The sequence below is a fragment of the Cupriavidus sp. 05N38 genome (assembly GCF_056397345.1).
Window position 1 is genome coordinate 53,611 of record NZ_JBFTNF010000019.1, and the last position, 24,560, is coordinate 78,170.

Genomic DNA, 24,560 nt, shown 5'->3' on the forward strand with positions numbered 1-24,560 from the left:
GGATCACCATACCGCCAGCCGCGGCCAGCGCGGCAAGCACCACCGACTACCAAGGGAGCCCATCATGACTCATGACGAAATCTTTGCGCGGGTGGCCACCGTGCTCGAGGAAACCTTCGAGATCGAGCGCGGGCGCATCCGCCCGGAAGCGCGCCTGTACGAAGACCTGGACATCGACAGCATCGACGCGGTCGATCTGCTGGTCAAGCTCAAGCCCATGCTCAACAAGCCGATCAAGCCCGAGCAGTTCAAGGCGGTGCGCACCGTGCAGGACGTGGTGCAGGCACTGGCCCTGCTGGTCGATTCGCCCGCCACGGCCTGATCCGCATGCGCCTGCGCAAACTGCTGCTCGGCGTGCTCACGCTGTGCTATCCGGTGACGATCTACTTCGGCCTGCAGCACTGGTCGCCGCGCGTGATGGCGCTGGCGCTGGTGGCGCTGGCGCTGCTGCGCGTGCTGACCAGCCGCCAGGCCGGCTGGCGCCTGCTGGCGGTGCTGGCCGCCGCGCTGGCGGCAGTGGTGGCGGCTTCCAACCACGCCATGCCGCTCAAGCTCTACCCGGTGCTGGTCAATGGCGCCATGCTGGCCGTGTTCGGCTGGAGCCTGCGCCACCCGCCCAGCCTGGTCGAGCGGCTGGCGCGGCTGCGCGAGCCGGATTTGCCGCCCGCGGGCGTGGCCTACACGCGCCGCGTAACGCAGGCCTGGTGCGTGTTCTTCATCGCCAACGGCACGGTGGCCGCGCTGACCGCGGTGCTGGCCAGCGACCGGGTCTGGGCACTCTACAACGGCGGCATCGCCTATGGCCTGATGGGTGCCATGTTTGCCGGCGAATGGCTGGTGCGCCAGCGCGTGATGGCCGGAGGCAGGCATGGCTGAGTGGCTCGGCGTAAGCGGCGCGATGGCCGCACTGGCGGCGCGCACGCATGCGGTGGCGCACGGCACGGCCGGCAACCTGGATGCGCCGGCCTTCGTGCGGCGCGCGACGGCCTGGCGGCAGGCCTTCGCGGCGGTGCCGGGCACCACGGTGGCGCTCTATCTCGAATCCACTGCCGAGTTCGCCGCCGCCTTGTTCGGCGCATGGCACGCCGGCAAGCACGTGGTGCTGCCTGGCGATACGCGTGCCGAGACGCTGGCTGCGCTGGCCGGGCGCGCCGATGCGCGCGCCGGCGACCTGCCAGGCGGGGTGCGGCCGCAGGCGCGGGATGCGCATGGCGCGGCTGCTCCCGGCTGGCCGCCGCTGGACCCGCGCTCGACACAGGTAACCCTGTTTACCTCCGGCTCCACCGGCGCGCCCGGGGCCATCGTCAAGCAACTGTCGCAGCTGGAGGCGGAGGTGCAGGCGCTGCAGGCCGCGTTCGGCGCCGGCGTGCCGGCGCAGGCACGGGTGCTGGCCACGGTCTCGCACCAGCATATCTATGGCCTGCTGTTCTGCGTGCTGTGGCCGCTTGCCGCGGCGCGGCCCATGCCCGCCGACCGGCTCGCCTTCCACGAGGAAATCGTGCGCGCCTGCGATGGCACGCCTGCGGTGCTGGTGACCAGCCCCGCGCACCTGCGGCGCATGCCGCCGGCACTCGACTGGGCGCCGGCGCGCGCCTCGCTGCATGCCGTGTTCTCGTCCGGCGGGCCGTTGCCGCCGGAGGCCGCGGCCGACGCGCTGCGCCATTTCGGCCTGGCCCCGGTCGAAGTCTTCGGCAGCTCGGAGACCGGCGGCATCGCCTGGCGCCAGCGCGCGCGCCATGACGAGCGCTGGACCCCGCTGCCGGGCGTGCAGTGGCGTTTGCAGGACGGCTTCCTCGCGGTCCGCTCGGCCCATCTGCCGGACGACGGCTGGTACCTGTGCGCCGACCAGGTGCAGCCCGCCGGCGACGGCGGCTTTGCGCTGGCGGGCCGCGCCGACCGCATCGTCAAGATCGAGGAAAAGCGCATCTCGCTGACGCAGGTCGAGCAAGTCCTGCAGCAATCGCCGCTGGTGCGCGAAGCGCGCGTGGTGCTGCTCGAACTGGATATCGGCATGCGCCTCGGTGCCGCGGTGGTGCCGAGCGATGGCGGCGCCGCCCTGCTGGCCGGCCAGGGCAGGGCAGCCTTGCTGGCCGCGCTGCGCGCCGTCCTGGCGAGCGCGGTGGACGCGCTGGCGCTGCCGCGCCGCTGGAGTTTCGCCGATGCCTTGCCGTGCAATGCCCAGGGCAAGACCACCGAAGCCATGCTGCGCGATATGTTCCGCCGCGTGTTGCCGGCGGTGCGCTGGCAGGCGGGCGGGGATGCCATGTCGGCCAGCGCCGAACTGGACATCAGCGAAGACCTGGCCGTGTTCGACGGCCATTTCCCCGGCAGTCCGATCGTGCCCGGCGTGGCGCAGGTCGACTGGGTCATGGCGCTGGCGCCGGCGCGCCTGCCGGTGCCGCCGCGCGCGCAGTTCCGCCGGCTGGAGACGCTCAAGTTCCAGGCCGTGATCATGCCGGGCACGACCGTGCAACTGGCGCTGACATGGCAGCCCGAGCGCAACGCGCTAGCGTTCCGCCTCAGTTCGGCACAGGGGCCGCATGCCAGCGGTCGCATCGTTTTCGGAGACGCGCATGTTTAAGCCGGTGGTGCTGGTGCCGGTCTATGACCACGAACACGCCATCGGCGCCATGGTGCAGGCCATCCTGCGGCATCCGCTGCCCTGCCTGCTGGTGGACGACGGCAGCAGCCCGGCATGCGAGCGCGTGCTGCGCGAGATCGCCGCCGCGCACGCGCAGCGCGTGCACCTGATCCGCCTGCCGAAGAACCAGGGCAAGGGCGGCGCCATCATGGCCGGCTTCGAAGAGGCCGCGCGCATGGGCTTTACCCACGCCCTGCAGATCGATGCCGACGGCCAGCACGACGCCGCGTGCATCCCGCAGTTCGTGGCGCTGGCGCAGGCGCGCCCGGATGCCATGGTGTGCGGCTATCCGGTCTACGACGAGTCGGTGCCGCGCGTGCGGCTGCTGGCGCGCTACCTGACCCATGTCTGGGTCTGGATCAACACGCTGTCGCTCGCCATCCGCGATTCGATGTGCGGCCTGCGGGTCTATCCGCTCGGCCCGGTGCTTGCGCTGGTGCATGACGTGCGGCTGGGGCGGCGCATGGAGTTCGATACCGAAGTGCTGGTCCACCTGGCCTGGCGCAACGTGCCCATCGTCAACGTGCCCACGCGGGTCACCTATCCGTCGGATGGCGTCTCGCATTTCCAGGTCTGGCGTGACAACGTGCTGATCTCGGCCATGCATACCCGGCTGTTCTTCGGCATGCTCAGGCGGCTGCCGCTGCTGCTGTGGCGCAAGGTGCGACCGGCATGAACGCGCAGCGACACGACCAGCGACACGACCAGCGGCAAGCCAGCCAGCCGGGCCGCATGGCGCGGCACTGGAGCCAGATCCGCGAATCCACCTGCGTGTGGGGCGTGTGGTGCCTGTACTGGCTCTACCGGCTGTGCGGCCGCACGCTGTTCCGCGCCGTGCTGTATCCCGTGGTCACCTACTACTGGCTGGCCAGGCCGCTGGCGCGCCATTCGTCGCTCGACTACCTGCGGCGCGTCCAGGCCGCCACCGGCACGGCCGTGCCCGCGGGCGCCGCGCCGGGCCTGCGCCATACCTTGCGCCATCTCTTTTCGTTCGCCGACACGCTGCTCGACAAGCTGCTCGCCATCGGCGGCGGCTATCGCTACGGCAACGTGCGACGCGAGGGCGAACAAGTGATGCAGCAGCAGATTGCCAGCGGCCAGGGTGGCATCATCGTGACCGCGCACATGGGCTGCCTGGAGCTGTGCCGCGTGCTGGCCAACCGGCGCCAGGGCCTGCGCCTGACGGTGCTGGTGCATACCGCGCACGCCGCCCAGTTCAACCGCATTCTCTCGCGCCTGGATCCGCGCTCCGGCCTGCAACTGTTCCAGGTCGACGACATCTCGCCGGCCACCGCGCTGATGCTGGCCGAGAAGGTCCGCGCGGGCGAGTTCGTGGCGATCGCCGGCGACCGCGTCCCGGTGCACGGCGGGCGCACGGTGACGGTGCCGTTCTTCGGCGCGCCGGCGCGCTTCCCGGTCGGCCCCTACGTGCTGGCCGCGCTGCTGGAATGCCCCTTGTTCGCCATGGGCTGCGTGCGCTCGGGCAATGGCCACCTGCTGCGCTTCACCGAGCTGGCGCGCGAGGTGCGCCTGCCGCGCGCGCGCCGCGACGCCATCCTCACGGGGCATGCCACGGACTACGCGCAATGGCTGTCGCAACTGCTGGCGGAGTCGCCCTACGACTGGTTCAACTTCTACGATTTCTGGGGGCAGGGCGGCGGCGTGCCCGAAGCCGCGCGCGCCGGCGCGCCACATGCCACACCGCACGGCGCGCCGGCGCCGCGCGGCGACTGACGGCCGGCTCCCCGCACACCGCACACGGCAACTCCTATGTCTCAAGACTTCAGCCACGAGATCACGCTCAGTCCCGCCTTCCACGACCTCGACCCGATGAATGTGGTGTGGCACGGCAACTACGTGCGCTATTTCGAGCAGGCGCGCTGCGCGCTGCTCGAACGCTATCACTACGACTATCCGGCCATGCGCGACTCGGGCTATGCCTGGCCGGTGGTGGACATGCGGGTGAAGTATGTCGGCCCGCTGACCTACGGCCAGCCCTTCGTCATCCGCGCGGCCATCGTCGAGTGGGAGAACCGCCTGAAGATCGAATACCTGGTGCGCGACGCGGCCACCGGCCGGCGCCTGACCAAGGGCTACACCATCCAGGTGGCGGTGGACATGCGCAATGGCGAGATGTGCTACGTGTGCCCGCCGGTGTTGTGGGAGCGGCTCGGCGTGGCGGCCGGCGAAGGCGTGGCGCGCGCGGAGGACGGGCAATGAAGCGCCGCGGCGTCTTGCTGGCCCTGTGCGGCGCCGTGCTGGCCGTCCCGCGCCTGGCCGGCGCGGCGGCGCCCGACCTGCTGGCCTCGGTGGCGGGGCGCTTGTCCGATGCGCCGGTGATCCACGGCCGTTTCGAGCAGACGCGCCGCCTGTCCGGCTTTGCCAATCCGCTGGTTTCGCGCGGCGACTTCGTGCTGGCGCGCGAGCGCGGCGTGGTGTGGAGCACGCGCGAGCCGTTCGCCTCGAGCCTGCTGGTGACACCTGAGCGGCTGGTGATGCGCGGTGCCGACGGGCGCGTGCAGCAGCAGATGCAGGCCGATGCCCAGCCCGCCATGCGGGTAGTGGGCGAGTCGGTGATCGCGGTGCTGCGCGGCGACCTGCGTGCCTTGTCGGCGCGTTTCGAGGTGGCCGGCAAGCTGGTCGGCAAGAGCGGATGGACCCTGACGCTGACGCCGAAGGATGCCGCCATGCACCGCGTGTTCGCGCGTATCGAGCTGGCCGGCGACCGCTTCGTGCGCGATGTGCGCCTGGAAGAAGCCGGCGGCGACAGCACGCACGTGAAGCTGATCGACCCGAGCGCGGCCACGCGCCTGGCCGCCGACGAGGAGCAGCGCTTTGAGTAACGCGGGCCTGGCCACCGGCAAGTCCTTGCACGGCCTCAGTACCCTGGAGCGGGTGCTGGCCGTGGCGTGGCTGTTGCTGGTGATCGCCCTGGCGGCGCACCAGTTGCAGTTCTGGCGCGCCTCGCGGCTCGATACCGATGTGATGGCCTTGCTGCCGACCAGCCAGCGTACCGCCACCGCCGACCGCGTGCTGCGCCGCCTGGCCGACGGTGTATCGCGCGAGATCGTGGTGCTGGTCGGCGCCCCGGACTGGACGCGCGCGCGCGCCGCGGCGCAGCGCTTCAGCGCGGCAACCCGGCCGCAGGCGGGGCTGCTGCAGCCGGTGGACCGCATCGCCAGCTTCGACCTGGACGCGGCGCTGGCCTTCTACCGGCCGTACCGCGACCGCCTGCTGACCGACAGCCAGCGCGCCATGCTGGGCCAGGCCGACGCGGATACCCTGGCCCGGCAGGCGCTGACCCGCCTCTACCAGCTATCCACCGGCCCGCGCCTGACCGACTGGGCAGCCGACCCGCTCGGCCTGTGGCAGGACTGGTGGCTGTCGCGCGCGGCCATGACGCGCGTGCACGAGCGCGATGGCCTGGCCGCGCTCAGCGCCGAGGGCAAGGAGTGGGTGCTGCTGACCTACCGCATCAGCAAGCCGGCGTTCTCGGTAAGCGGCGATACCGACTACTCCGACCTGCTCAAGCTCGCCACGCGCGCCGCGGAGCAGGGCGGCGGCGTGCAGGTGGTGGCGGCGGGAATTCCGCTGCACGCCGAGGCCGCCGCCGCGCAGGCCAGCCTGGAAATGAACGTGATCGGCTGGGGCTCGCTGGCGGCGGTGTTGCTGCTGGTGTGGCTGGCCTTCCGCTCGCTGCGCCCGATCATCCTGGTGGGCCTGTCGTTGCTGGTCGGCACCGCGGCGGCGGTCTCGGCCACGGCGCTGGTGTTCGACCGCGTGCACCTGATCACCCTGGTGTTCGGCGCCAGCCTGGTGGGCGTGGCGGAAGACTACGGCATCCACTATTTCGTCTCGCGCCAGGCCAGTCCCGGGGCCACGCCGCCGCAGGTGATGCGCCGGCTGCTGCCGGGCATGGCGCTGGCGCTGTCGACCAGTGCGGTGGCCTACCTGGCGCTCGGCATCGCGCCGTTCCCCGGGCTGCGGCAGATGGCGCTGTTCTCGGCCGTGGGCCTGGTGGCGGCCTTCCTGACCGTGGTGTTCTGGTTTCCCCTGCTCGACCGCGGCCAGCTGCGCGAGACGCGCCTGTCGGCCTGGCTGACCGCCAGCCTGGCGCGCTGGCCGCGCGTGGGCGCGGACCGCGCATCCTTGCTGCTGCTCGGCCTGCTGGCCTTGTTCGTGGTGCCGGGTTTGTGGCAGGTCCATGTGGCGGACGACGTGCGGCAGTTGCAAAGCTCGCCGCCGGCGCTGATCGAGGCCCAGCGTAGCGCCGGGCGCCTGCTGGGCACGCCCAGCCCGGCGCAGTTCCTGCTGGTGCGCGGCGGCACGCCCGACGAAGTGCTGGCGCGCGAGGAGGCGGTCAAGCAAGCCCTGGCGGGCGTGGTCGCGCATGGCGACCTTGCCGGCTTCGTGGCGATCTCCGACTGGGTGCCGTCGGCAGCGCGCCAGCGTGCCGACGCGGCCCTGAGCGGCGGCCTGGAAAGCGCCGTGCGCGAGCGCGTGGCGCGCGCGGTCGGGGGCGCGGTGGGTGCGCCCAACGCGGCGGCGGCCGGCCAGGTGCTGACCTTGCCGGCGTGGCTGGCCAGTCCGGTCTCGGACACGCTGCGCCACCTGTGGCTGGACCGCGAGGGCGACGGCTATGCCAGCGTCATGCTGCTGCGCGGGCTGGACAAGCCCGCCACCATCGCGCTGATCGAAGCGGCGGCGGCCAAGGTGCCGGGCGTGGAATGGGTCGACCGCGTGGCGGACCTGTCCTCGCTGCTCAGGCACTACCGCGTGCTGATGACCTGGCTGCTGGCCGCCGGCGCGGCCGGCGTGGCGCTGCTGCTGATGTGGCGCTATGGCCGCGGCGCCTGGCGCGCGCTGGTGCCGACCCTGTTGGCGGCGCTGTTCAGCGTGGCCCTGCTGGGCTGGCTGCAGGTGCCGCTGCAATTGTTCTCGGTGCTGGCGCTGGCGCTGCTGCTCGGCGTGGGGGTGGACTACGGCATCTTCCTGCTCGAGCATCCCGGCGACGGCGAGTCGTGGACGGCGATCGTGCTGGGCGCGGCCAGCACGCTGCTGGCGTTCGGCCTGCTCGCACTGTCGTCCACGCCCGCGCTGCACGCCTTCGGCATGACCATGCTGTCGGGGGTCGGCGCGGTGTGGCTGCTGTCGCCGTGGTTCCGGCCGCAGGCGCAGGGGGCTGAAGCAATGCGGCACCAGAGCCGATAACAACAAACAAGACCAACAAGATCGACAGATCGAACGACAGGAACAGGGTTACGAAATGAATACCGAACAGGTGGACGTCCTTATCATCGGCGCGGGTCCGGCAGGCTCCGTGGCGGCAGGGCTCTTGCGCAAGCGCGGCATCSRSGTGCTGGTGMTSGAGAAGGAAACCTTCCCGCGCTTYTCGATCGGKGARAGCCTGCTGCCGCARAGCATGGCGTACATCGAGGAAGCGGGCATGCTGCAGGCCGTGGTCGAAGCCGGCTTCCAGTACAAGAACGGCGCCGCCTTCGCGCGCGGCGACCGCTATACCGATTTCGATTTCCGCGACAAGTTCTCCRCCGGCTGGGGCACCACCTACCAGGTCCAGCGCGCGCGCTTCGACCACGTGCTGATCGGCGAGGCGCAGAAGCAGGGCGCCGAAGTCCGCTTCTCGCACCAGGTTACCGCCGTCGACGTGGAGGGCGAGCAGCCCAGCGTCACCGTCCGCGACGCCGAGGGCAGCGTCTACCGCGTGCAGGCGCGCTTCCTGCTGGATGCCTCCGGCTTCGGCCGCGTGCTGCCGCGCCTGCTGGACCTGGAGTCGCCGTCCAACTTCCCTGTGCGCAGCGCCATCTTCACCCACGTGGAAGACCGCATTCCGCCCGGCACCTTCGACCGCAACAAGATCCGCGTGAGCGTGCATCCCGAGCACGTGGATGTCTGGTACTGGACCATCCCGTTTTCCGATGGGCGCTGCTCGCAGGGGGTGGTGGCGGAGAAGCGCTTCCTCGACCAGTACACCGGCACCGAGACCGAGCGCCTCAAGGCGCTGGTCGGCGAAGAGCCGGGCCTGGCCAGGCTGCTGGCCAATGCCAGGTGGGATACGCCGGCCCGGCAGATCGCCGGCTATTCGGCCAATGTGAAGTCGCTGTGGGGCAAGGGCTATGCGCTGCTCGGCAATGCCGGCGAGTTTCTCGACCCGGTGTTCTCCTCGGGCGTGACCATCGCCTTCAAGTCGGCCAGCCTCGCCACGGCCTGCCTGGCGCGGCAGTTCGCCGGCGAGACCGTGGACTGGCAGGCGGAGTACGGGCAGCCGCTCAAGGAAGGCGTGGATTGCTTCCGCACCTTTGTCGAGGCGTGGTACGAAGGACGCTTCCAGAAGCTGATTTTCCATCCTGACGCCACGCCGGAAATCCGCCGCATGATCTCGGCCATCCTGGCCGGTTACGCATGGGACCGCGGCAACCCCTTCGTCACCGAATCGCGCCGGCGCCTGGCCGTGCTGGAGCAGCTTTGCGTCTGATCGCTTCCCGCTTCGACGCGGCGCCGGCCGCGCTGCTGGCCGTTGCCGCGATAGCGCTGCTGCTGGCCGGCTGCGCGGCGCCCGGCACGCCCGCGCCCGGCACCCCCGAGGCTGGCGCGCCGGCGGCCAGCCGCGAGGCGGTGCCGCTGCTGCGCCTGCCGCCGGCTTCGCTTGGCCGCGAGCTGATGCTGCAGCAGCAGATCACGGTGGTGTACCGCACGCCGCGTGGCGAGGAGCGCCGCGAGATCCAGGCGCTGCTCGAAGCCAATGCGGCTCATACGCGGCTGGCCGCGCTGGCCGGCGGGCAGGTACTGGCGCGCCTGGACTGGGACGGACAGGACCTGCGCGTGGTGCGTTCGCCGTGGGCGCCGGCCGAGTTGGTGCCGGAGCGTATCCTGAGTGAAATGCAGTTGTCGCTGTGGCCGGTGCAAGCCATTGCCGCGGCCTTGCCGCCCGGCTGGCGGCTCGATGCCGAGGCCGGGCGCCGCGTGCTGCGCGCCGGTGGCGAGGTAGTGGCCGAGATTCGCTACCCGGACCCGCAGACCATCGAGTTCGAGCAGTACCGCGACGGCTACCGGCTGACCATCCGCACGCTGCCGGCGGCCACGCAAGGAGGGCCGAAATGAACCATATCTTCATCAATGCGCTGGGCGTGACCTGTGCCCTGGGCGACGGCGCCGATGCCGTGCGCGCGGCGCTTTGGCGCACCGACGGCCCGCCGGGCGGCGAGGTCACGCAGCGCTACAGCGCAGGCCGGCCGCTGCACCTCGGCACCGTCGGCGCGGCGCTGGCGGTGCCGGACACGACGCCGCTGGTGCATCGCACGCGCAACAACGCCATGCTGTACCACGCCGCACTGCAGTGCCTGGCGCAGGTGCAGGCGGCCATTGCCCGGGTGGGCCCGGCGCGCGTGGCGGTCGTGATGGGCACCAGCACCTCGGGCATCGCCGAAGGCGGCGAGGCGGTGACCGGGCGCCGTGCCAGCGGCAATTGGCCAGAAGGCTTCCACTACGGTCAGCAGGAGCTGGGCTCGCCCGCGCAGTTCCTGGCCGGCGCGCTCGGCGTGACCGGCGTGGCGTATACGCTGTCCACGGCCTGCTCGTCGAGCGCCAAGGCGCTGGCCGCGGGCGCCCGGCTGCTGCGCAGCGGCATCGCCGACGTGGTGATCGCGGGCGGCGCCGATACCTTGTGCCCCTTCACCGTCGCCGGCTTCAGCGCGCTGGACTCGGTCTCGGCCGCGCGCTGCAACCCGCTCTCGGCCAACCGCGCCGGCATCAACCTGGGCGAGGGTGCCGCCGTCTTCCTGCTCTCGGCCGAGCCCGGCGAGGTGCGCCTGGCAGGCTGGGGCGAGACCTCGGACGCGCATCACATGTCGGCGCCCGATCCCAGCGGCGCCGGCGCGCAGGCCGCCATGCGGCAGGCCCTGGCGCGTGCCGGCCTGGCACCCGCAGCCATCGACTACCTTAACCTGCACGGCACCGCCACGCCGCAGAACGATGCCATGGAGGCGCTGGCCTGCGCCGCATTGTTTGGCGACGGCGTGCCGCTGAGCTCGACCAAGCCGATGACCGGCCATGCGCTGGGCGCCGCCGGCGCGATCGAGGCAGCGCTGATGTGGCTGACGTTGTCCGGCAACGCGCAAGGCCGCCTGCCCGCGCACTGGTGGGACGGCGTGCCGGACCCGGCGCTGCCGCCCCTGCACGTGGTGGCGCCCGGCGAGACGCTGGGCCATGCGCCGCGCTACGTGATGAGCAATTCCTTCGCGTTCGGCGGCAGCAACAGCGCCGTGATCCTGGGGGCCGGCTGACCATGAGCGTGACCCCGAACATGGCCGGCCCGGCCACCTTGCCGGCGATCGGCGAGGTGGTGCCGCATGCCGGCGCCATGCGCCTGCTGGACGAACTGCTCGGCGCCGACGACGAGCAGGCGGTGGCGCGCACCACGGTGCGCGCCACGCAGCTGTTCGTCGACGAGTCCGGCATGCCCGGCTGGGTCGGCATCGAATACATGGCGCAGACCATCGCCGCCTGGGCCGGCGTGCGCGACCTGCGCGCGGGCCGCAAGCCCGGCATCGGCTTCCTGCTCGGCTCGCGCCGCTACGAGTGCGACCTGGCGGCGTTTCCGGTCGGCAGCGTGCTGACCGTGCGGGCCCGCGCCGAGCTCACCGGCGACAACGGGCTCGGCATGTTCGCCTGCGCCCTGTCGCTCGACGGGCGCGAAGTGGCGCGCGCCAATGTTTCCGTTTTCCAGCCTGCCGACGCGCAGGCTTTCTTGCAAGGACAACAACCATGACGAACCGGACCGTGCTCGTCACAGGATCATCGCGCGGCATCGGCCGCGCCATCGCGCTGCGCCTGGCGCGCGACGGCTGCGATGTGGTGGTGCATTGCCGTTCGCGGCGCGAGGAGGCCGAATCGGTGGCCGACGCCGTGCGCGCGCTGGGCCGCAGCGCGCGCGTGCTGTGCTTCGACGTGAGCCAGCGCGAGCAGGCCGCGGCCGCGCTGCTGGCCGATATCGAGGCGCACGGCTGCTATTACGGCGTGGTGTGCAACGCTGGCATCGCGCGCGACGCTGCCTTCCCGGCCATGACCGGCGAGGAATGGGACGAAGTCATCCATACCAACCTGGATGCCTTCTACAACGTGCTCAACCCCGTGGTGATGCCSATGGTGCAGCGGCGCMAGCCGGGSCGCATCGTCACGCTGTCGTCGGTSTCCGGGCTGGTGGGCAATCGYGGCCAGRCSAACTACAGCGCGGCCAAGGCCGGCATCATCGGCGCCACCAAGGCGCTGGCCATCGAACTGGCCAAGCGCAACATCACCGTCAACTGCGTCGCACCCGGGCTGATCGACACCGAGATGGTGGAAGAACACGTGCTGGAGGAAGCCTTGCGCATGATCCCGGCACGTCGCATGGGCACGCCGGACGAGGTGGCCGCCACGGTGGCGTTCCTGATGTCCGCCGATGCCGGCTATATCACGCGGCAGGTGATCTCGGTCAACGGAGGGATGTTCGGATGAAGCGAGTTGTCGTTACCGGCACCGGCGCCGTTTGCTCGCTGGGCAATGACTGGCCGACCGTGCGCGAGCGGCTGGCCAGCGGCCGCAACGCCGTCGTGCAGATGCACGGCTGGCAGGACTTCAAGGGCCTGAACACGCAGCTCGCGGCACCCGTGCCGCCGTTCGCGCTGCCGGCGCACTACACGCGCAAGGTCACGCGCGCGATGGGGCGCGTGGCGGTGATGTCGGTGCTGGCCAGCGAGGCGGCGCTGCATGATGCGGGGCTTGCCGGCGATCCGCTGGTTACCAGCGGCAGGCTGGGCATCGCCTACGGCTCGTCCACCGGCACGCCGTCGGCGGTGGCGGATTTTGGCCGCATGATGAACGAGCGCAGCACCGAGGATATCAGCGCGACCACCTACATCCGCATGATGCCGCATACCACCGCGGTCAATATCGGCGTGTTCTTCGGCATTACCGGGCGCATCCTCACCACGTCCAGCGCCTGCACCTCGGGCAGCCAGGGCATCGGCTACGCCTACGAGACCATCCGCAGCGGGCGCCAGGTGGCGATGCTGGCCGGCGGCGCGGAAGAACTCGACCCGACCGAAGCCGCCGTGTTCGATACGCTGTTCGCCACCAGCACCTGCAACGATGCGCCCCACACCACGCCGCGCCCGTTCGACAGCGAGCGCGACGGGCTGGTGCTGGGCGAGGGCGCCGGCACGCTGGTGCTGGAGGAGCTGGAGCACGCCCGCGCGCGYGGCGCGCGCATCCTGGCGGAGATCGTCGGCTTCGGCACCAACAGCGACGGCGCTCACGTGACCCAGCCCCAGGCCGGCACCATGGCGCAGGCCATGCGCCTGGCGCTCGAGGACGCGGGGCTCGACGCTTCGGCCATCGGCTACGTCAACGCGCACGGCACGGCCACCGACCAGGGCGACATCGCCGAGTCGCAAGCCACCCACGCGGTGCTGGGCGGCGCGGTGCCGGTCAGCTCGCTCAAGAGCTACATGGGCCATACGCTGGGCGCCTGCGGTGCGCTCGAGGCATGGATGACCATCGAGATGATGCGCGAAGGCTGGTTTGCGCCCACCATCAACCTGGCCACGCCTGACCTGCGCTGCGCGCCGCTCGACCACATCATGGGCGAAGGCCGCCGGCTCGACGTCGACTACGCCATGAGCAACAATTTCGCGTTCGGCGGCATCAATACCTCGCTGGTGTTCCGTCGCTGGGGCCACTAGCCGGCCTGGAGCCGCTCCCGGGCGAGCCGCTCCAGGGCCATCCGCGTTTTTCCTTATCAACAAAACCAAGAAAGGAAGGTCAATGAAACACGCTCTCTCGATCCTGGCAGCCACCGCTGCGGCCGGCATGCTGCTGTCCACGCCCGCCGCGGCGCGCGACACCAAGTACATGCTGCCGTTCCAGGAAGTCCTCGACATGCCCGAGGCGCGGGACAAGCTCGATGGCACGGTCAAGTTCTTCCTGGCCGGCCAGGCGAAACCCAAGGTCCTGGAAACCGGGGAGGGCGACGTGTCCAACCGCAAGACCAACAGCTTCGGCAAGAGCGACGAGGAAGCCTGCCGCTGGGCCGCGCTGTCCGCGCTAATCGCCTTCCAGGACAAGGCCAGGTCGCTGGGCGTCAATGCCGTGGTCGATGTGGTGAGCTACTACAAGAAGGCGGAAGTCGCCAGCCCGACCGAGTACGAATGCCATGCCGGCGCCGTGGTGGCCGGCGTTGCGCTCAAGGGCATCTACGCCAGGGTCGCGGCCCGGTGACCTGCCTGGCCAGCCGCGGCTGAAGCGCGCCATGCAGCCCGGGCTCGTTTACGTACGGGTGGCCGACGTGGCCGCCATGGCCGGGCAGGCGCCGCCGCCCGGCCAGTGGATGAGCGCGCAGGAGACAAGCCGGCTCGGCTCGCTGCGGGCCGGCCAGCGCGCCGCCCAGTTCGTTGCCGGGCGCTGGCTGGCGCGGGCGCTGCTGGCGCAGGCCTGCGGCGGCGCCTGGCAGGACTGGACGCTCGGCGCGGCGCCGGACGGCCCGCCGCAGGCCAGCGGGCCGGCGGCGGCGTTTCTTTCCATTTCCCATGCCGGCGGGCTGGTCGCCTGCGCCGTCGGCGATGCCCCGCTCGGGCTCGACCTCGAACGCGTGCAGCCGCGCAAGGGGCTCGACGCACTGATCGCGGCGGTCAGCAGCGAAGCCGAGCGCGCCGCCATGCCGGCCTTGCTCGCCGCCAGCGACGAGCCGGCGCGGCTCGACGCCTTCTTCCGGCTCTGGACCCTGAAGGAAGCCTGGCTCAAGCGTACGGGCGGCGCCCTGTTCCAGACCATGCTCGGCCAGTCCGTGGCCGTGTCGCCGGCCGCCGGCGCAAGCGCCCATGCCGCCAACGCCTGCACCTGGCGCCACGGCGATGCCATGCTGGCGCTCAGCGCCGGTCCGCCCGCCACGCTCGCCGGGGCCTTGCCCGACGGCATCCGCTACTGGCATCTCGCGGCGGTCGGGCAAGCGGCCTGACGGTCACGCTGCCGGCAAGGCTTTGCCGTGCGTCGGAGACGCGCCTACATCGTGCACGCGCGCCTTCGGGTAGACTGGGTACTGCGAGCGCCTCCGCCCCATGCAGCCGGCTCACCGAGATTCCCGAATACGCGAGGAGAATGTCCCCCATGCATGCAGTCCCATTGCTTGACAGCGGTGCCAACAGCAGTGCCAACGACAGTCCCACCGATAGTCCCACCGAAGCCCCCCTGCGCGACCTGCGGCGCGTCGCCATCCATCCGGATCACTGGTATCCGCTGGCCTGGTCGCGCGAAGTCAAGCGCGGCAAGGCGCATGGCGTGCGCTTCGCGGGCGAGCCGATCGTGCTGGTACGCACCGAATCCGGCGCCGTGTTCGCGCTGGAGGACCGCTGCGCGCATCGGCAGGTGCCGCTGCACGAGGGCGTGGTCGCGGGGGAGTCGATTCGCTGCTGCTATCACGGCTGGACCTACGATTGCACCGGCCGCTGCATCGACGTGCCCTACCTGGGCCGCGAACGGCTGCCCAACGGCGTGCGCTCCTACCCCTGCCGCGAGGTCGAAGGCCTGATCTTCGTTTTCCCGGGCAGCGCCGTGCTGGCCGACGAAACCCCGCTGCCCGCGCTGGGCTCGGTATCGAACAAGGCATACAAGACCCGCCGCTTCGGCCGCGAGGTCAAGTGCCACTACTCGTTCATGCACGAGAACCTGATGGACATGAACCACCAGTTCCTGCACCGCCGGCAGATGGGACAGATGCGCGCCCGCTCGCTGGGCCGCCGGCGCGGCGACGGCTGGGTCGAGGTGGACTACACCTTCTCGCGCGAGGAAGGCAAGCAGCCGGTGGGCGAGGCGCTGGTGTTCGGCGGCGGCAAGGGCGGCCAGAACAACAAGGACGTGATGACGGTACGCACCGGCTATCCGTACCAGACGCTGCAGATCCGCACCTCGGAAGGCACGCTGGTGATGGACCTGTGGATCGTCTACGTGCCGCTCGATGCCGAGCAGCGCACCAACCGCACCTTCGGCCTGCTGTCGATCAAGAAGCCGGGCATCCCCGGCGCGCTGGACCTGGCGTGGCCGCTGCTGGTGTGGTTTACCGAACGGATCTTCAAGGAAGACCGCGAGATCGTCGAGATGGAGCAGGCCGCGCACGATGCGCAGGGAGCGGACTGGAACCACGAGGTGTTCCCGGTCATCAACGAGCTGCGCGAATTGYTGCGCGAGAACGGGGGAGACCTGACGCCGCGCCACGGCTGAGGCGGGCGGCCGGCCTGACGGCTGGCCACCCGGCTGCGGGGCGCGCTACTTGGAGAACCGGTTGCGCTCGTCGCGCTCCAGCGTGGAGCAGGCGGTGCGCAGCATGGCCGAGAAGCGCGTCAGCGCCGGTTCGATGCGGTAGACCGGCCCGGCGATCGAGATTCCGTAGCATTCCCCCGACAGCCTCACCGGCCAGGCGAGCGCCCCCACATCGGGCAGGGATTCGCCCAGGTTGATAAAGCAACCCTGCTCGGCGGAGGCTTTCAGCTCGGCCTCGAGCTGGGCGGCGTCCGCCACCGTGCGCGGCGTGAACCGCTCGAAGCTGAGCTGTCGGATCAGCGCCTGGCGCTCGTCCTCCGGCATCACCGACAAGAGCGCCTTGCCGATCGAGTTGGCATGCAGGTCGCGCCGCTCGCCGGCCGTGGCGATGTAGCGGATGGCGTGCGGGGACTCCAGCACGTCCAGGTACACCACCCACCGTCCCTCATGCAGCTTGCCGATCACCACGGTCTCGCCGGTGGCGGCGCGCAGCTCGTGCATGGTGCCGTGCACGCGATCCAGCACCGGATCGTGGCGCGCGATCTGCTGCGCCATGGCCAGCAGGCGCCCGGTCGGGTAGTAACCCTGGCGGCGGCCGGTTTCGTACAGATAGCCCAGCGAGGTGAGGGTGCGGATCAGCGCCAGGCAGCTCGACGCCGGCACCGCCAGCAAGCGGGCCAGTTCCGAGAGCGAGAGCGCGCGCCGCTCGCGCGCGAACGTTTCGATGATCTCGAGCACGCGCAGCGCCGTCTTCACGTTCATCGGCGGCGCCTTGTTGTCGTTGGCGGTCATGGCTTTGCCCGGCCGCGCCGCGAGGCGGCCACGTACCGGGGCGGGTCGGAAAAGAAGCGCTCATCATAGAGCATCGGCAGGCAGTGCCGCGCGTTGTCCCGCCGGCACCTGCCGGCGCTTACTCCGCCTTCACGCCGAGCGATTTCGCCACGGGGATCCAGCGGGCACGCTCGTCCTGGATAAAGCGGCCGAAGTCCGCGGGGCTGCCGGGCATGGGCTGGGCGCCGATGGCGCGCAGTTTTTCCACCAGGTCCGGGCGCGCCAGCGCGTCGTTGACGGCCTTGTTCAGCTCCGCGACCACCGCCGGGCGCGTCCGGGCGGGCGCCACCACGCCGAACCATGCGCTGGCCTCGGTGCCGGCGATGCCGAGTTCCTTCATCGTCGGTACGTCCGGCAGCAGGGGAAAGCGGTTGTTGTCCAGGATCGCCAGCGCCCGGATCTTGCCGGCGCGGGCCTGCTGCATCGACGACGGCAGCGCGTCGTAGATCAGGTCGATATTGCCGCCGATCAGGCTGATGATGGCCGGCGCGCTGCCGGCGAAGGGCACGTGCGTCACCGTGAAGCCCAGCCTGCTCGACGCGTATTCGCCGGCCAGGTGGGTGATATTGCCGCTGCTGGCCGAGCCCATGGTCAGCTTGCCCGGCTCCTTCTTGCCGAGCGCCGCCAGCTCCCGGGCCGACCTGACGCCCAGCTCAGGCCGCACCGACAGCATCAGCGGTGCCTTGCCGAGGCCGGCCACCGGAATGAAGTCTTTGTCCGGGTCGTAGGGCATCTTGCTGTAGAGCGCGCTGTTGATCACCAGCGGGGCGTTGGAGCCGACGAAGAAGGTGCGCCCGTCCGGCTCGGCCCGTGCCACGGTCTCCGCGGCGATCATGCCGGCGGCGCCGGCCTTGTTGTCGATGACGATGGTCGTGCCGAGCGCCGCCGCGGCGTCGTGCGCGACCAGGCGCGTGATCTGGTCCGCCGCGCCGCCGGGCGGGTAAGGCACGACGAAGCGGATCGGTTGCGCGCGGGACAGCGGCTGGGCCTGGGCGTGGGCCGCCGCCGGCAGCGCGGCAGCCGTGGCGGCGGCAATCGCCGCGGCCACGGCCGCGGGGGTGATGTTTCGCATGGTTGTCTCCTCCGTGTTGGCCTGCTTCGGGCCGTTGTTTTCGGATGTCGGCAAATCAGTCGGCGGCCCGCGAGGCCGGTCAGATCACTCCCTTGCCGCGCAGTGCGGCGATGCGTTCCGGCGGCAGGCCGAGGTGCCCGGCCAGCACCGCCTCGGTATGCTCGCCCAGCGTGGGCGCGGCGCGTTCGTACGCGATCGGCGTGCCCGAGAAGCGGATCGGGTTGGCCAGGCCCGGAGCCTCGACACCGGCGCCGTGCGGCAGCGAGACTTGCATCGCGCGGTGCCTGACCTGCGGGTCTTCGAAGACCTGCTGCATGTTGTAGATCGGGCCGCACGGCACGTTGGCAGCCTCCATGCGCTCGACCCAGTCGGCCATGGTCCGCGCCAGCATGGCCTGCGCGATCTGCGGGATCAGCGCGTCGCGGTTGCGGTTGCGTTGCCCGGCGCTGGCGAAGCGTGCGTCGTCGGCCAGATCGGGGCGGCCGATCACCCTGCACAGCGCCGCGTACTGCGTGTCGTTGCCCACCGCCACGATGACGTCGCCCTCGGCGCAGCGGAACACCTGGTAAGGCACCATGTTCGAATGCGCATTGCCCATGCGCTGCGGCACCTTGCCCGAAAGGAAATAATTGATCGCCTGGTAGGAGTTGATCGTCACCACGCAGTCCAGCAGCGCCATGTCGATGTACTGGCCCTCGCCGCTGATATTGCGGTGCTCCAGTGCGGCCAGGATCGCGGTGCTCGCGTACATGCCGGTCAGCAGGTCGCTGATGGCGATGCCGGACTTGACCGGGCCGCCGCCGGGCTCGCCGTCGGGCAGGCCGGTGATGCTCATCAGCCCGCCCATGCCCTGGAAGACGAAGTCATAGCCGGGCAGCGCGGCATAGGGCCCGGACTGGCCGAACCCCGTGATCGAGCAGTAGACCAGCCGCGGGTTCAGCTTGCGCAGGTCCTCGTAGCCCAGGCCGTAGCGCGCCAGCGTGCCTACCTTGTAGTTCTCCACCACCACGTCGGCGTCGCGKGCCAGCTCGCGGATGATCTCTTGCCCCTCGGGCGCGGCCAGGTCGACGGTGATGGACTTCTTGCCGCGGTTGGCGCTGAGGAAATACGAGGAATCGGCCGTCTCGCGGCCGTCGGCGTCCTTGAGGAACGGCGGTCCCCACGCGCGGGTGTCGTCGCCGGTGCCGGGACGCTCCACCTTGATCACCTCCGCGCCCATGTCGGAAAGGTTCTGGGTGGCCCACGGGCCCGCCAGCACACGCGTCAGGTCGAGCACCTTGATGTGGCCGAGCGCCTTGCGCATAGATCTGTCTCCTTGCGTTGAGGCAACCGCGTTTGCGTGCCTTCTGGTTTTGCAGCCCAGTGTAGGGAGGGCGTGGCATGGACGTCCAATATCCATTTGCGCGCGGGCGATTCACGCCGGATATCGGAGAACGAGGAGGGGGAGGGAAAACGGGGGGGAGCGCGGGGAGGCGCCGGGGCGGCCGGGGAGCCGGCCGGCTTCCCGGTGAGAGGCGAGACGGCGCTCAGGAAGAAGCGGGGGGAGAAGGGGGGAAGAAGCGGAGGAAGACGCCGGGGGAGACGCGCAGAGGCGCGGGGGCGCAGTGGCGGTGCTTGCCTGCTATTGGGTAACTTGGGTAACGGCAGGGGCCGGCGCGCCGGCAGCGCCGCTGGTCCCCGGCAGGCTCGTATGCAAGCCGCCATCCGGGCTGGCCGGCGCATTCGCGTCTGCGGAACTATCCTGCGTCCGCTGCCTGCCGCGCCCGCGGCCGCCGCCGCGCATGCCGCTGCCGCCAGCCGGCGTGGCGTGGTTCTGCCGCAATTCCTGGTTGATGCTGTCCACCGTGCGCGGCGACGGCGTCATGCGCGCGAAGTTGCTGTTGATCGCGTTCATGGCCTCGTCGCCCCCGGTAGGCGAGCCTTGCGCCAGCACGGCGGCCGGCAGGCACAGCACGGCCATCAGGGGAAGCATTCTGAACGGAAGGATGGGGCGGGGCATGGCGGCGTTCTCCGGGCGGACAGGCGATCCGGCCGATGCTAGCCTGCGCCCGCATGGGCGGCAAGGCCGGCGGGCGCGGCTTTGCGTTTCATTCGGCGCGGGCTTGTTTCAACGTATTACCAAGCGGCGCCGGCTGCCCGCGCCTAGCCGATGTTCTGCCCGATGCGCCACAGCACGCCGGACGGATCGATCAGCACGAAGTCGCGCATCTTCCACGGCTGGTCCTGCGGCGGTACCAGCCTGACGCCGTAGCGCCCGCCGATATCCTGTTGCTGCACCTTCTGCCACCATGCCTCCACGTCTTCCACCAGCAGGTGCATCATCAGGTTCTCGGCGAACTCCCGCACATAGAAGTTCTGCAGCAGGAAGCTGCAATTGCCGTGGTGCAGGTAGGCCAGCGTGTCGTCATGCCAGGGCGAGGCAAAGCCGAGGTCCTGGTAGAACTGCCGGGACAGGGCAAAGTCGCGCGCGGGCACGAAGGCCTTGAGTTCGGTGGCGGTCAGGTTGGCCATGTTGCTCCAGGGTACGCGAGGGTTGCGCGGGCCAGCGCTCAGAGCTGCGCCGCGTGGTGCCGGATATGGTCTTCGATGAAGGTCGAGATGAAGTAGTAGCCGTGGTCGTAGCCCTCGTGCCGGCGCAGCGTGAGCGGCTGGCCCGCCGCGGCGCAGGCCGCTTCGAAGGCTTCCGGGTGGAGCTGCCCGGCGAGGAATTTGTCGGCCAGGCCCTGGTCGACTAGGATGCCGCGCGGGAACGGCGCCTGCGCCTGGCCCGACATCAGCGCCGAGGCGTCGTAGCGGGCCCAGGCCGCACGGTCTTCGCCCAGGTAGCGGCTGAACGCCTTCTCGCCCCAGGGGCAGCGCGTCGGCGCGGCGATGGGCGCGAAGGCGGAGACCGAGCGGAAACGCTCCGGATGGCGCTGCGCGAGCACCAGCGCGCCGTGTCCGCCCATGGAGTGGCCGAACACGCCGACCCGTTCCGGGTCGGCCGGCAGCTCGGTGCAGGCGATGCCGAACAGTTCCTGCGTGAGGTAGCTTTCCATGCGCCAGTGCTGGCGCCAGGGCGCCTGCGTGGCGTCGACGTAGAAACCGGCGCCGGCGCCGAAATCCCATGACTCGGCCTCGCCGGCGATGCCGGTGTCGCGCGGGCTGGTATCGGGCGCCACCAGGATCAGGCCGTGCTCGGCGGCGGCACGCTGGGCGCCGGCCTTGATCATGAAGGTTTCCTCGGTGCAGGTCAGGCCCGCCAGGTAGAACAGCGCGGGCAGGCGCCGCGCCGGCGTGGCCAGGGCCGCCGGCGGCAGGAACACCGAGAAGCGCATCGGCAGGCCGATGGTGCCCGAGGCGTGCCGGTAGAAGCGCTGGACGCCGCCGAAGCAGCCGTGTTCGGAGAGCAGTTCGAGCATGGCGCGCCCCGGCTCAGTACAGCACGACCGAGCGGATCGACTCGCCGCGCTTCATCAGGTCGAAGCCCTCGTTGATGCGCTCCAGCGGCAGGGTGTGGGTGATGAGGTCGTCGATATTGAGCTTGCCTTCCATGTACCAGTCGACGATCTTCGGCACGTCGGTGCGGCCACGCGCGCCACCGAAGGCCGAGCCCTTCCATTCGCGGCCGGTGACCAGCTGGAACGGACGGGTGGAGATTTCCGCGCCGGCTTCGGCCACGCCGATGATGATCGACTTGCCCCAGCCCTTGTGGCAGCACTCCAGCGCCTGGCGCATGACCTTGGTGTTGCCGATGCACTCGAAGGAATAGTCGGCGCCGCCGTCGGTGAGCTGGACGATATGGTCCACCACGTTCTCGACGTCGTTCGGGTTGATGAAATGGGTCATGCCGAACTTGCGCGCCATCGCCTCGCGGCCCGGGTTCAGGTCCACGCCGATGATCTTGTCGGCGCCGACCATCCTGGCGGCCTGGATCACGTTCAGGCCGATGCCGCCGAGGCCGAACACCACCACGTTCGCACCCGCTTCCACCTTGGCGGTGAACAGCACCGCGCCCACGCCGGTGGTCACGCCGCAGCCGATGTAGCAGACCTTGTCGAACGGTGCGTCGGGGCGGATCTTGGCCAGCGCGATCTCCGGCACCACGATGTGGTTGGCGAAGGTGGAGGTGCCCATGTAGTGGAAGATGGGCTTGCCGTCGATGGAAAAGCGCGAGGTGCCGTCCGGCATCAGGCCCTTGCCCTGGGTGGAGCGGATCGCCTGGCACAGGTTGGTCTTGCGCGACAGGCAGAACTTGCACTGGCGGCATTCCGGCGTGTAGAGGGGGATCACGTGGTCGCCGGGCTTGAGCGAGGTCACGCCCGGGCCCACTTCGGTGACGATGCCCGCGCCCTCATGGCCGAGGATGGCCGGGAAGATGCCTTCCGGATCGGCGCCGGACAGGGTGTAGTAATCGGTGTGGCAGATGCCGGTGGCCTTGATCTCCACCAGCACCTCGCCGGCGCGCGGGCCGTCCAGGTCGACCTCTTCCACGGTCAGGGGGGCGCCGGCTTTCCAGGCGATGGCGGCTTTGGTCTTCATGATCGTTTTCCTTGGTGGTGGCGGCGTCGGGCGGGCCGGCGCGGTGTCGGGGCGGTGTCGGGGCGTGCAACCATAGCCGGTGCCGGGCTTCGGGGGAAGGGCGGGCGCCAGGCGATGTTTTCGTCAGGGAAGAATATACGACCATCCGGCTGGCCGCGGACGCCCGAAGCGGCGGATTTGGCCTTCTGCGCTTCCGGTTTGGCCAGAATTGCGGGTGCCCCCGGGCAGAAGCCGGAATCACCCCGATTGACCGGACGGGGCGCGGCCGCTTAAATGCGCAAGCCATGCCAGACGACCCAACGTTGCCTACCGTACCGCCTCCGGCCGGTGCCCCCGCCTCGCGCGCCTCCCCGGTGCAGCGTGCCCTGTGGATCCTGCGCGCCTTGTCCGATCCGCAGGTGCGTCGCCTGTCCGACGTGGCGCGCGCCACCGGCCTTGATCCCGCCACCGCATCGCGCCTGCTGGAGTTGCTGGTGGCCGAAGGCTTTGTCACGCGCGACAGCGCCCGCCGCTTTGGCATCGGCCCGGAGATCTTCCAGCTGGCCGATGTGGCGCAGCGCCGCGTGGACCTGCGCGCGCTCGCGCGGCCGAGCCTGGAGCGGCTGGTGGAAGCGTTCGGGGACACGGCGGTGCTGACCCTGGCCAGCCGGGGCGAATCGGTGGTGGCCGATATCGAGCTGGGCACCTTTCCGATCCGCGCCAACTATGTGGAAATCGGCACCCGCCGCCCGCTCGGCGTGGGCGCCGGCAGCCTGGCCGTGCTGGCATGGATGCCCGACGCCGAGCGCGCCGCCCGCGCCCGCCTGGGCAAGACCCGGCGCGCGCGCTATCCGCGCCTGACCCCGGAGGTGATCAGCGAGCAGATCGACGCTGCGCGTGGCCGCGGCTACGCGCTGTTCCTGGACTGGGTGGTGGACAAGATGGGCGGCATCGCCGTGCCGCTGCTGGACTACGAAGGCCGGCCCATGGGGGCGTTGAGCGTGGCTGCGCTGAGCGAGCGCATCCTGGCGCGCGAGGCCAGGATGGCGCGCCTGCTCAAGGAAGAAGCGCGCCGCATCACCAGCGCCTGGGCGCGCAGGGTCCTGGTGGACTGATACGTGGCGGCCGCGCTGGTGCCGCTTAGTTGCGCAGGCCGGCCCGGTCGCGCACGAAGCGTTGTTCCAGCACGGTGGCGCCCCATTGCCGGCCCGGCGCCTCGTCCGCCAGTGCGAAGCCCGCGGATTCATAGAGATGGCGCGCGGCGTCCAGCCCCTGGAAGGTCCACAGGTAGGTCTGCGCGTAGCGCGCATCGGCGAATGCCAGCGCACGTTCCAGCAGCTGCCGGCCGATGCCGGTTCCGCGCAGCGACGCATCGGCGATGAACCAGCGCAGGTGGGCCAGCCCGCTGGCAGGGTCGCCATCGATGGCAATGCTCGCCTGCGTCCGCCCGCCTTCGAGGTAGAGCCACAGTCCCTTGTCGGGCGAGGGCAGCGCGGTCGCGAAGGCGGCAAGTTCGGTGGCCACCTTTTGCTCGAAGAAGCTGCCGAAGCCGGCCAGTTGCGCGTAGAAGCGCGCATGCTGGCTTGCGATATCGCCGATGCATCCCGGCTGGTAGCCCTCCACGATGCCGGCACCGGGGCTGGCATCGCCCGCATTGGCGGCGCTGGCGTTGTCGACGGCGAGCGCATCGGCATAGATCGCCACGGCGCGTACCAGCGATTGCTGGTCGGCGGGCGTGAGCCGGCGCAGCGCGCGCGACACCTGCTCGGTGGCGAACTGGTCGATCCTGGCGCGCAGTTGGGCGCCGGCGCCGGTCAGGCGCAAGGTCGCGGAGCGGGCATCGTCGTCCGCTGCCGTGCGCGTCACCAGGCCCATTGATTCCAGCTTGGCCAGTTGCCTGCTGGTGTTCGACTTGTCGAGCCGCAGCAGGCTGGCCAGGTCGCGCGCCTGGATGCCCGGCGCCAGGCCGATCTCGATGATGGCGTGCACGGCCGAGGGCGACAGCTGGCTGTCCGCCAGCGTGGATCGCATGAAGCCCAGTTCCCGCACGAGCTTGCGGGAGAAGGTGCGAAGCGCGGCGATGGTGTCGTCGCGCGATTGCGGCGGCGGTTCGATCAGGTCCATGGCGGTAGCAGGAAGTTGCGGTTCGCAACCATATTAGTTGCGAACCGCAACTTCTTCAAGCCCTTTCCACGGCGCGCACAGCGC

At 70.5% G+C, this 24,560-nt stretch carries 26 protein-coding genes; 18 read left to right on the forward strand and 8 right to left on the reverse strand.

Features of this window, described 5'->3' with window-relative positions; all coding sequences use genetic code 11:
* Nucleotides 1-64 precede the first annotated feature (64 nt).
* The 17 genes from AC1DK4_RS15910 (at nt 65) to AC1DK4_RS15990 (ending at nt 15,910) form a co-directional block, all read left to right on the forward strand.
* Complete coding sequence (locus AC1DK4_RS15910; RefSeq protein WP_441621356.1) at nt 65-322, forward strand: acyl carrier protein; 258 nt, start codon at nt 65-67, stop codon at nt 320-322.
* Nucleotides 323-327: 5 nt separating this feature from the next.
* A complete protein-coding gene (locus tag AC1DK4_RS15915; protein ID WP_441621354.1) occupies nt 328-876 on the forward strand; it encodes a COG4648 family protein in 549 nt (182 codons plus the stop codon).
* On the forward strand, nt 869-2,581 hold the full coding sequence (locus AC1DK4_RS15920; RefSeq protein ID WP_441621352.1) for an ApeI family dehydratase: 1,713 nt from the start codon (nt 869-871) through the stop codon (nt 2,579-2,581). Before AC1DK4_RS15915 ends, AC1DK4_RS15920 begins: the two co-directional genes overlap by 8 nt.
* On the forward strand, nt 2,574-3,317 hold the full coding sequence (locus AC1DK4_RS15925) for a glycosyltransferase family 2 protein (RefSeq protein WP_441621350.1): 744 nt from the start codon (nt 2,574-2,576) through the stop codon (nt 3,315-3,317). Before AC1DK4_RS15920 ends, AC1DK4_RS15925 begins: the two co-directional genes overlap by 8 nt.
* Nucleotides 3,314-4,375 carry an LpxL/LpxP family acyltransferase gene (locus tag AC1DK4_RS15930; protein WP_441621348.1) on the forward strand — a complete coding sequence of 354 codons (1,062 nt, stop codon included), beginning with the start codon at nt 3,314-3,316 and terminating at the stop codon, nt 4,373-4,375. Before AC1DK4_RS15925 ends, AC1DK4_RS15930 begins: the two co-directional genes overlap by 4 nt.
* A gap of 36 nt (nt 4,376-4,411) precedes the next feature.
* A complete protein-coding gene (locus AC1DK4_RS15935) occupies nt 4,412-4,861 on the forward strand; it encodes an acyl-CoA thioesterase (protein WP_441621346.1) in 450 nt (149 codons plus the stop codon).
* Entirely contained in the window at nt 4,858-5,484 is a 627-nt protein-coding gene (locus tag AC1DK4_RS15940; protein ID WP_441621344.1) for a LolA family protein, read from the forward strand. Before AC1DK4_RS15935 ends, AC1DK4_RS15940 begins: the two co-directional genes overlap by 4 nt.
* Nucleotides 5,477-7,852: an MMPL family transporter gene (locus AC1DK4_RS15945; RefSeq protein ID WP_441621342.1), complete on the forward strand. Its 2,376-nt coding sequence runs from the start codon at nt 5,477-5,479 to the stop codon at nt 7,850-7,852. The genes AC1DK4_RS15940 and AC1DK4_RS15945 overlap by 8 nt, the downstream gene beginning before the upstream one ends.
* Before the next feature lie 55 nt (nt 7,853-7,907).
* On the forward strand, nt 7,908-9,134 hold the full coding sequence (locus tag AC1DK4_RS15950) for an NAD(P)/FAD-dependent oxidoreductase (protein WP_477131631.1): 1,227 nt from the start codon (nt 7,908-7,910) through the stop codon (nt 9,132-9,134).
* Nucleotides 9,125-9,760: a DUF3261 domain-containing protein gene (locus AC1DK4_RS15955; RefSeq protein ID WP_441621338.1), complete on the forward strand. Its 636-nt coding sequence runs from the start codon at nt 9,125-9,127 to the stop codon at nt 9,758-9,760. Before AC1DK4_RS15950 ends, AC1DK4_RS15955 begins: the two co-directional genes overlap by 10 nt.
* A complete protein-coding gene (locus tag AC1DK4_RS15960; protein WP_441621336.1) occupies nt 9,757-10,941 on the forward strand; it encodes a beta-ketoacyl-ACP synthase in 1,185 nt (394 codons plus the stop codon). The genes AC1DK4_RS15955 and AC1DK4_RS15960 overlap by 4 nt, the downstream gene beginning before the upstream one ends.
* Before the next feature lie 2 nt (nt 10,942-10,943).
* Nucleotides 10,944-11,426, forward strand: coding sequence for a hotdog family protein (locus tag AC1DK4_RS15965; protein WP_441643489.1), 483 nt, complete (start codon nt 10,944-10,946; stop codon nt 11,424-11,426).
* A complete protein-coding gene (fabG, locus tag AC1DK4_RS15970; protein WP_477131632.1) occupies nt 11,423-12,154 on the forward strand; it encodes a 3-oxoacyl-ACP reductase FabG in 732 nt (243 codons plus the stop codon). The genes AC1DK4_RS15965 and fabG overlap by 4 nt, the downstream gene beginning before the upstream one ends.
* Nucleotides 12,151-13,380, forward strand: a complete 1,230-nt coding sequence (locus AC1DK4_RS15975) for a beta-ketoacyl-ACP synthase (protein ID WP_441621330.1) — start codon at nt 12,151-12,153, stop codon at nt 13,378-13,380. Before fabG ends, AC1DK4_RS15975 begins: the two co-directional genes overlap by 4 nt.
* Before the next feature lie 82 nt (nt 13,381-13,462).
* The gene (locus tag AC1DK4_RS15980; protein ID WP_441621328.1) at nt 13,463-13,915 is read left to right on the forward strand and encodes an excinuclease ATPase subunit; all 453 of its coding nucleotides are present in this window, start codon (nt 13,463-13,465) and stop codon (nt 13,913-13,915) included.
* A gap of 31 nt (nt 13,916-13,946) precedes the next feature.
* Nucleotides 13,947-14,651: a 4'-phosphopantetheinyl transferase family protein gene (locus AC1DK4_RS15985; RefSeq protein WP_441643488.1), complete on the forward strand. Its 705-nt coding sequence runs from the start codon at nt 13,947-13,949 to the stop codon at nt 14,649-14,651.
* Between the two features lie 149 nt (nt 14,652-14,800).
* Nucleotides 14,801-15,910, forward strand: coding sequence for a Rieske 2Fe-2S domain-containing protein (locus AC1DK4_RS15990; RefSeq protein ID WP_441623923.1), 1,110 nt, complete (start codon nt 14,801-14,803; stop codon nt 15,908-15,910).
* 45 nt (nt 15,911-15,955) lie between these two features.
* On the opposite strand, the gene AC1DK4_RS15995 is transcribed toward AC1DK4_RS15990, so the two are convergent.
* The 7 genes from AC1DK4_RS15995 to AC1DK4_RS16025 all read right to left on the reverse strand — a co-directional run bounded on the left by AC1DK4_RS15995 (nt 15,956) and on the right by AC1DK4_RS16025 (nt 22,373).
* A complete protein-coding gene (locus tag AC1DK4_RS15995) occupies nt 15,956-16,711 on the reverse strand; it encodes an IclR family transcriptional regulator (protein ID WP_441623963.1) in 756 nt (251 codons plus the stop codon).
* 148 nt (nt 16,712-16,859) lie between these two features.
* Nucleotides 16,860-17,852, reverse strand: coding sequence for a Bug family tripartite tricarboxylate transporter substrate binding protein (locus AC1DK4_RS16000; RefSeq protein WP_441623925.1), 993 nt, complete (start codon nt 17,850-17,852; stop codon nt 16,860-16,862).
* Nucleotides 17,853-17,931: 79 nt separating this feature from the next.
* Nucleotides 17,932-19,155, reverse strand: a complete 1,224-nt coding sequence (locus AC1DK4_RS16005) for a CaiB/BaiF CoA transferase family protein (RefSeq protein ID WP_441623927.1) — start codon at nt 19,153-19,155, stop codon at nt 17,932-17,934.
* A gap of 318 nt (nt 19,156-19,473) precedes the next feature.
* Complete coding sequence (locus AC1DK4_RS16010) at nt 19,474-19,851, reverse strand: hypothetical protein (RefSeq protein WP_441623929.1); 378 nt, start codon at nt 19,849-19,851, stop codon at nt 19,474-19,476.
* Nucleotides 19,852-19,994: 143 nt separating this feature from the next.
* The gene (locus AC1DK4_RS16015) at nt 19,995-20,363 is read right to left on the reverse strand and encodes a VOC family protein (protein WP_441623930.1); all 369 of its coding nucleotides are present in this window, start codon (nt 20,361-20,363) and stop codon (nt 19,995-19,997) included.
* A gap of 38 nt (nt 20,364-20,401) precedes the next feature.
* On the reverse strand, nt 20,402-21,253 hold the full coding sequence (fghA, locus tag AC1DK4_RS16020; protein ID WP_441623932.1) for an S-formylglutathione hydrolase: 852 nt from the start codon (nt 21,251-21,253) through the stop codon (nt 20,402-20,404).
* A 13-nt stretch (nt 21,254-21,266) separates the two neighbouring features.
* Complete coding sequence (locus tag AC1DK4_RS16025) at nt 21,267-22,373, reverse strand: S-(hydroxymethyl)glutathione dehydrogenase/class III alcohol dehydrogenase (RefSeq protein ID WP_441623934.1); 1,107 nt, start codon at nt 22,371-22,373, stop codon at nt 21,267-21,269.
* A 284-nt stretch (nt 22,374-22,657) separates the two neighbouring features.
* Between AC1DK4_RS16025 and AC1DK4_RS16030 the strand changes: the two genes are divergently transcribed.
* On the forward strand, nt 22,658-23,467 hold the full coding sequence (locus AC1DK4_RS16030; RefSeq protein ID WP_441623936.1) for an IclR family transcriptional regulator: 810 nt from the start codon (nt 22,658-22,660) through the stop codon (nt 23,465-23,467).
* Between the two features lie 25 nt (nt 23,468-23,492).
* On the opposite strand, the gene AC1DK4_RS16035 is transcribed toward AC1DK4_RS16030, so the two are convergent.
* Complete coding sequence (locus AC1DK4_RS16035) at nt 23,493-24,476, reverse strand: bifunctional helix-turn-helix transcriptional regulator/GNAT family N-acetyltransferase (protein WP_441623938.1); 984 nt, start codon at nt 24,474-24,476, stop codon at nt 23,493-23,495.
* Between the last annotated feature and the right edge of the window lie 84 nt (nt 24,477-24,560).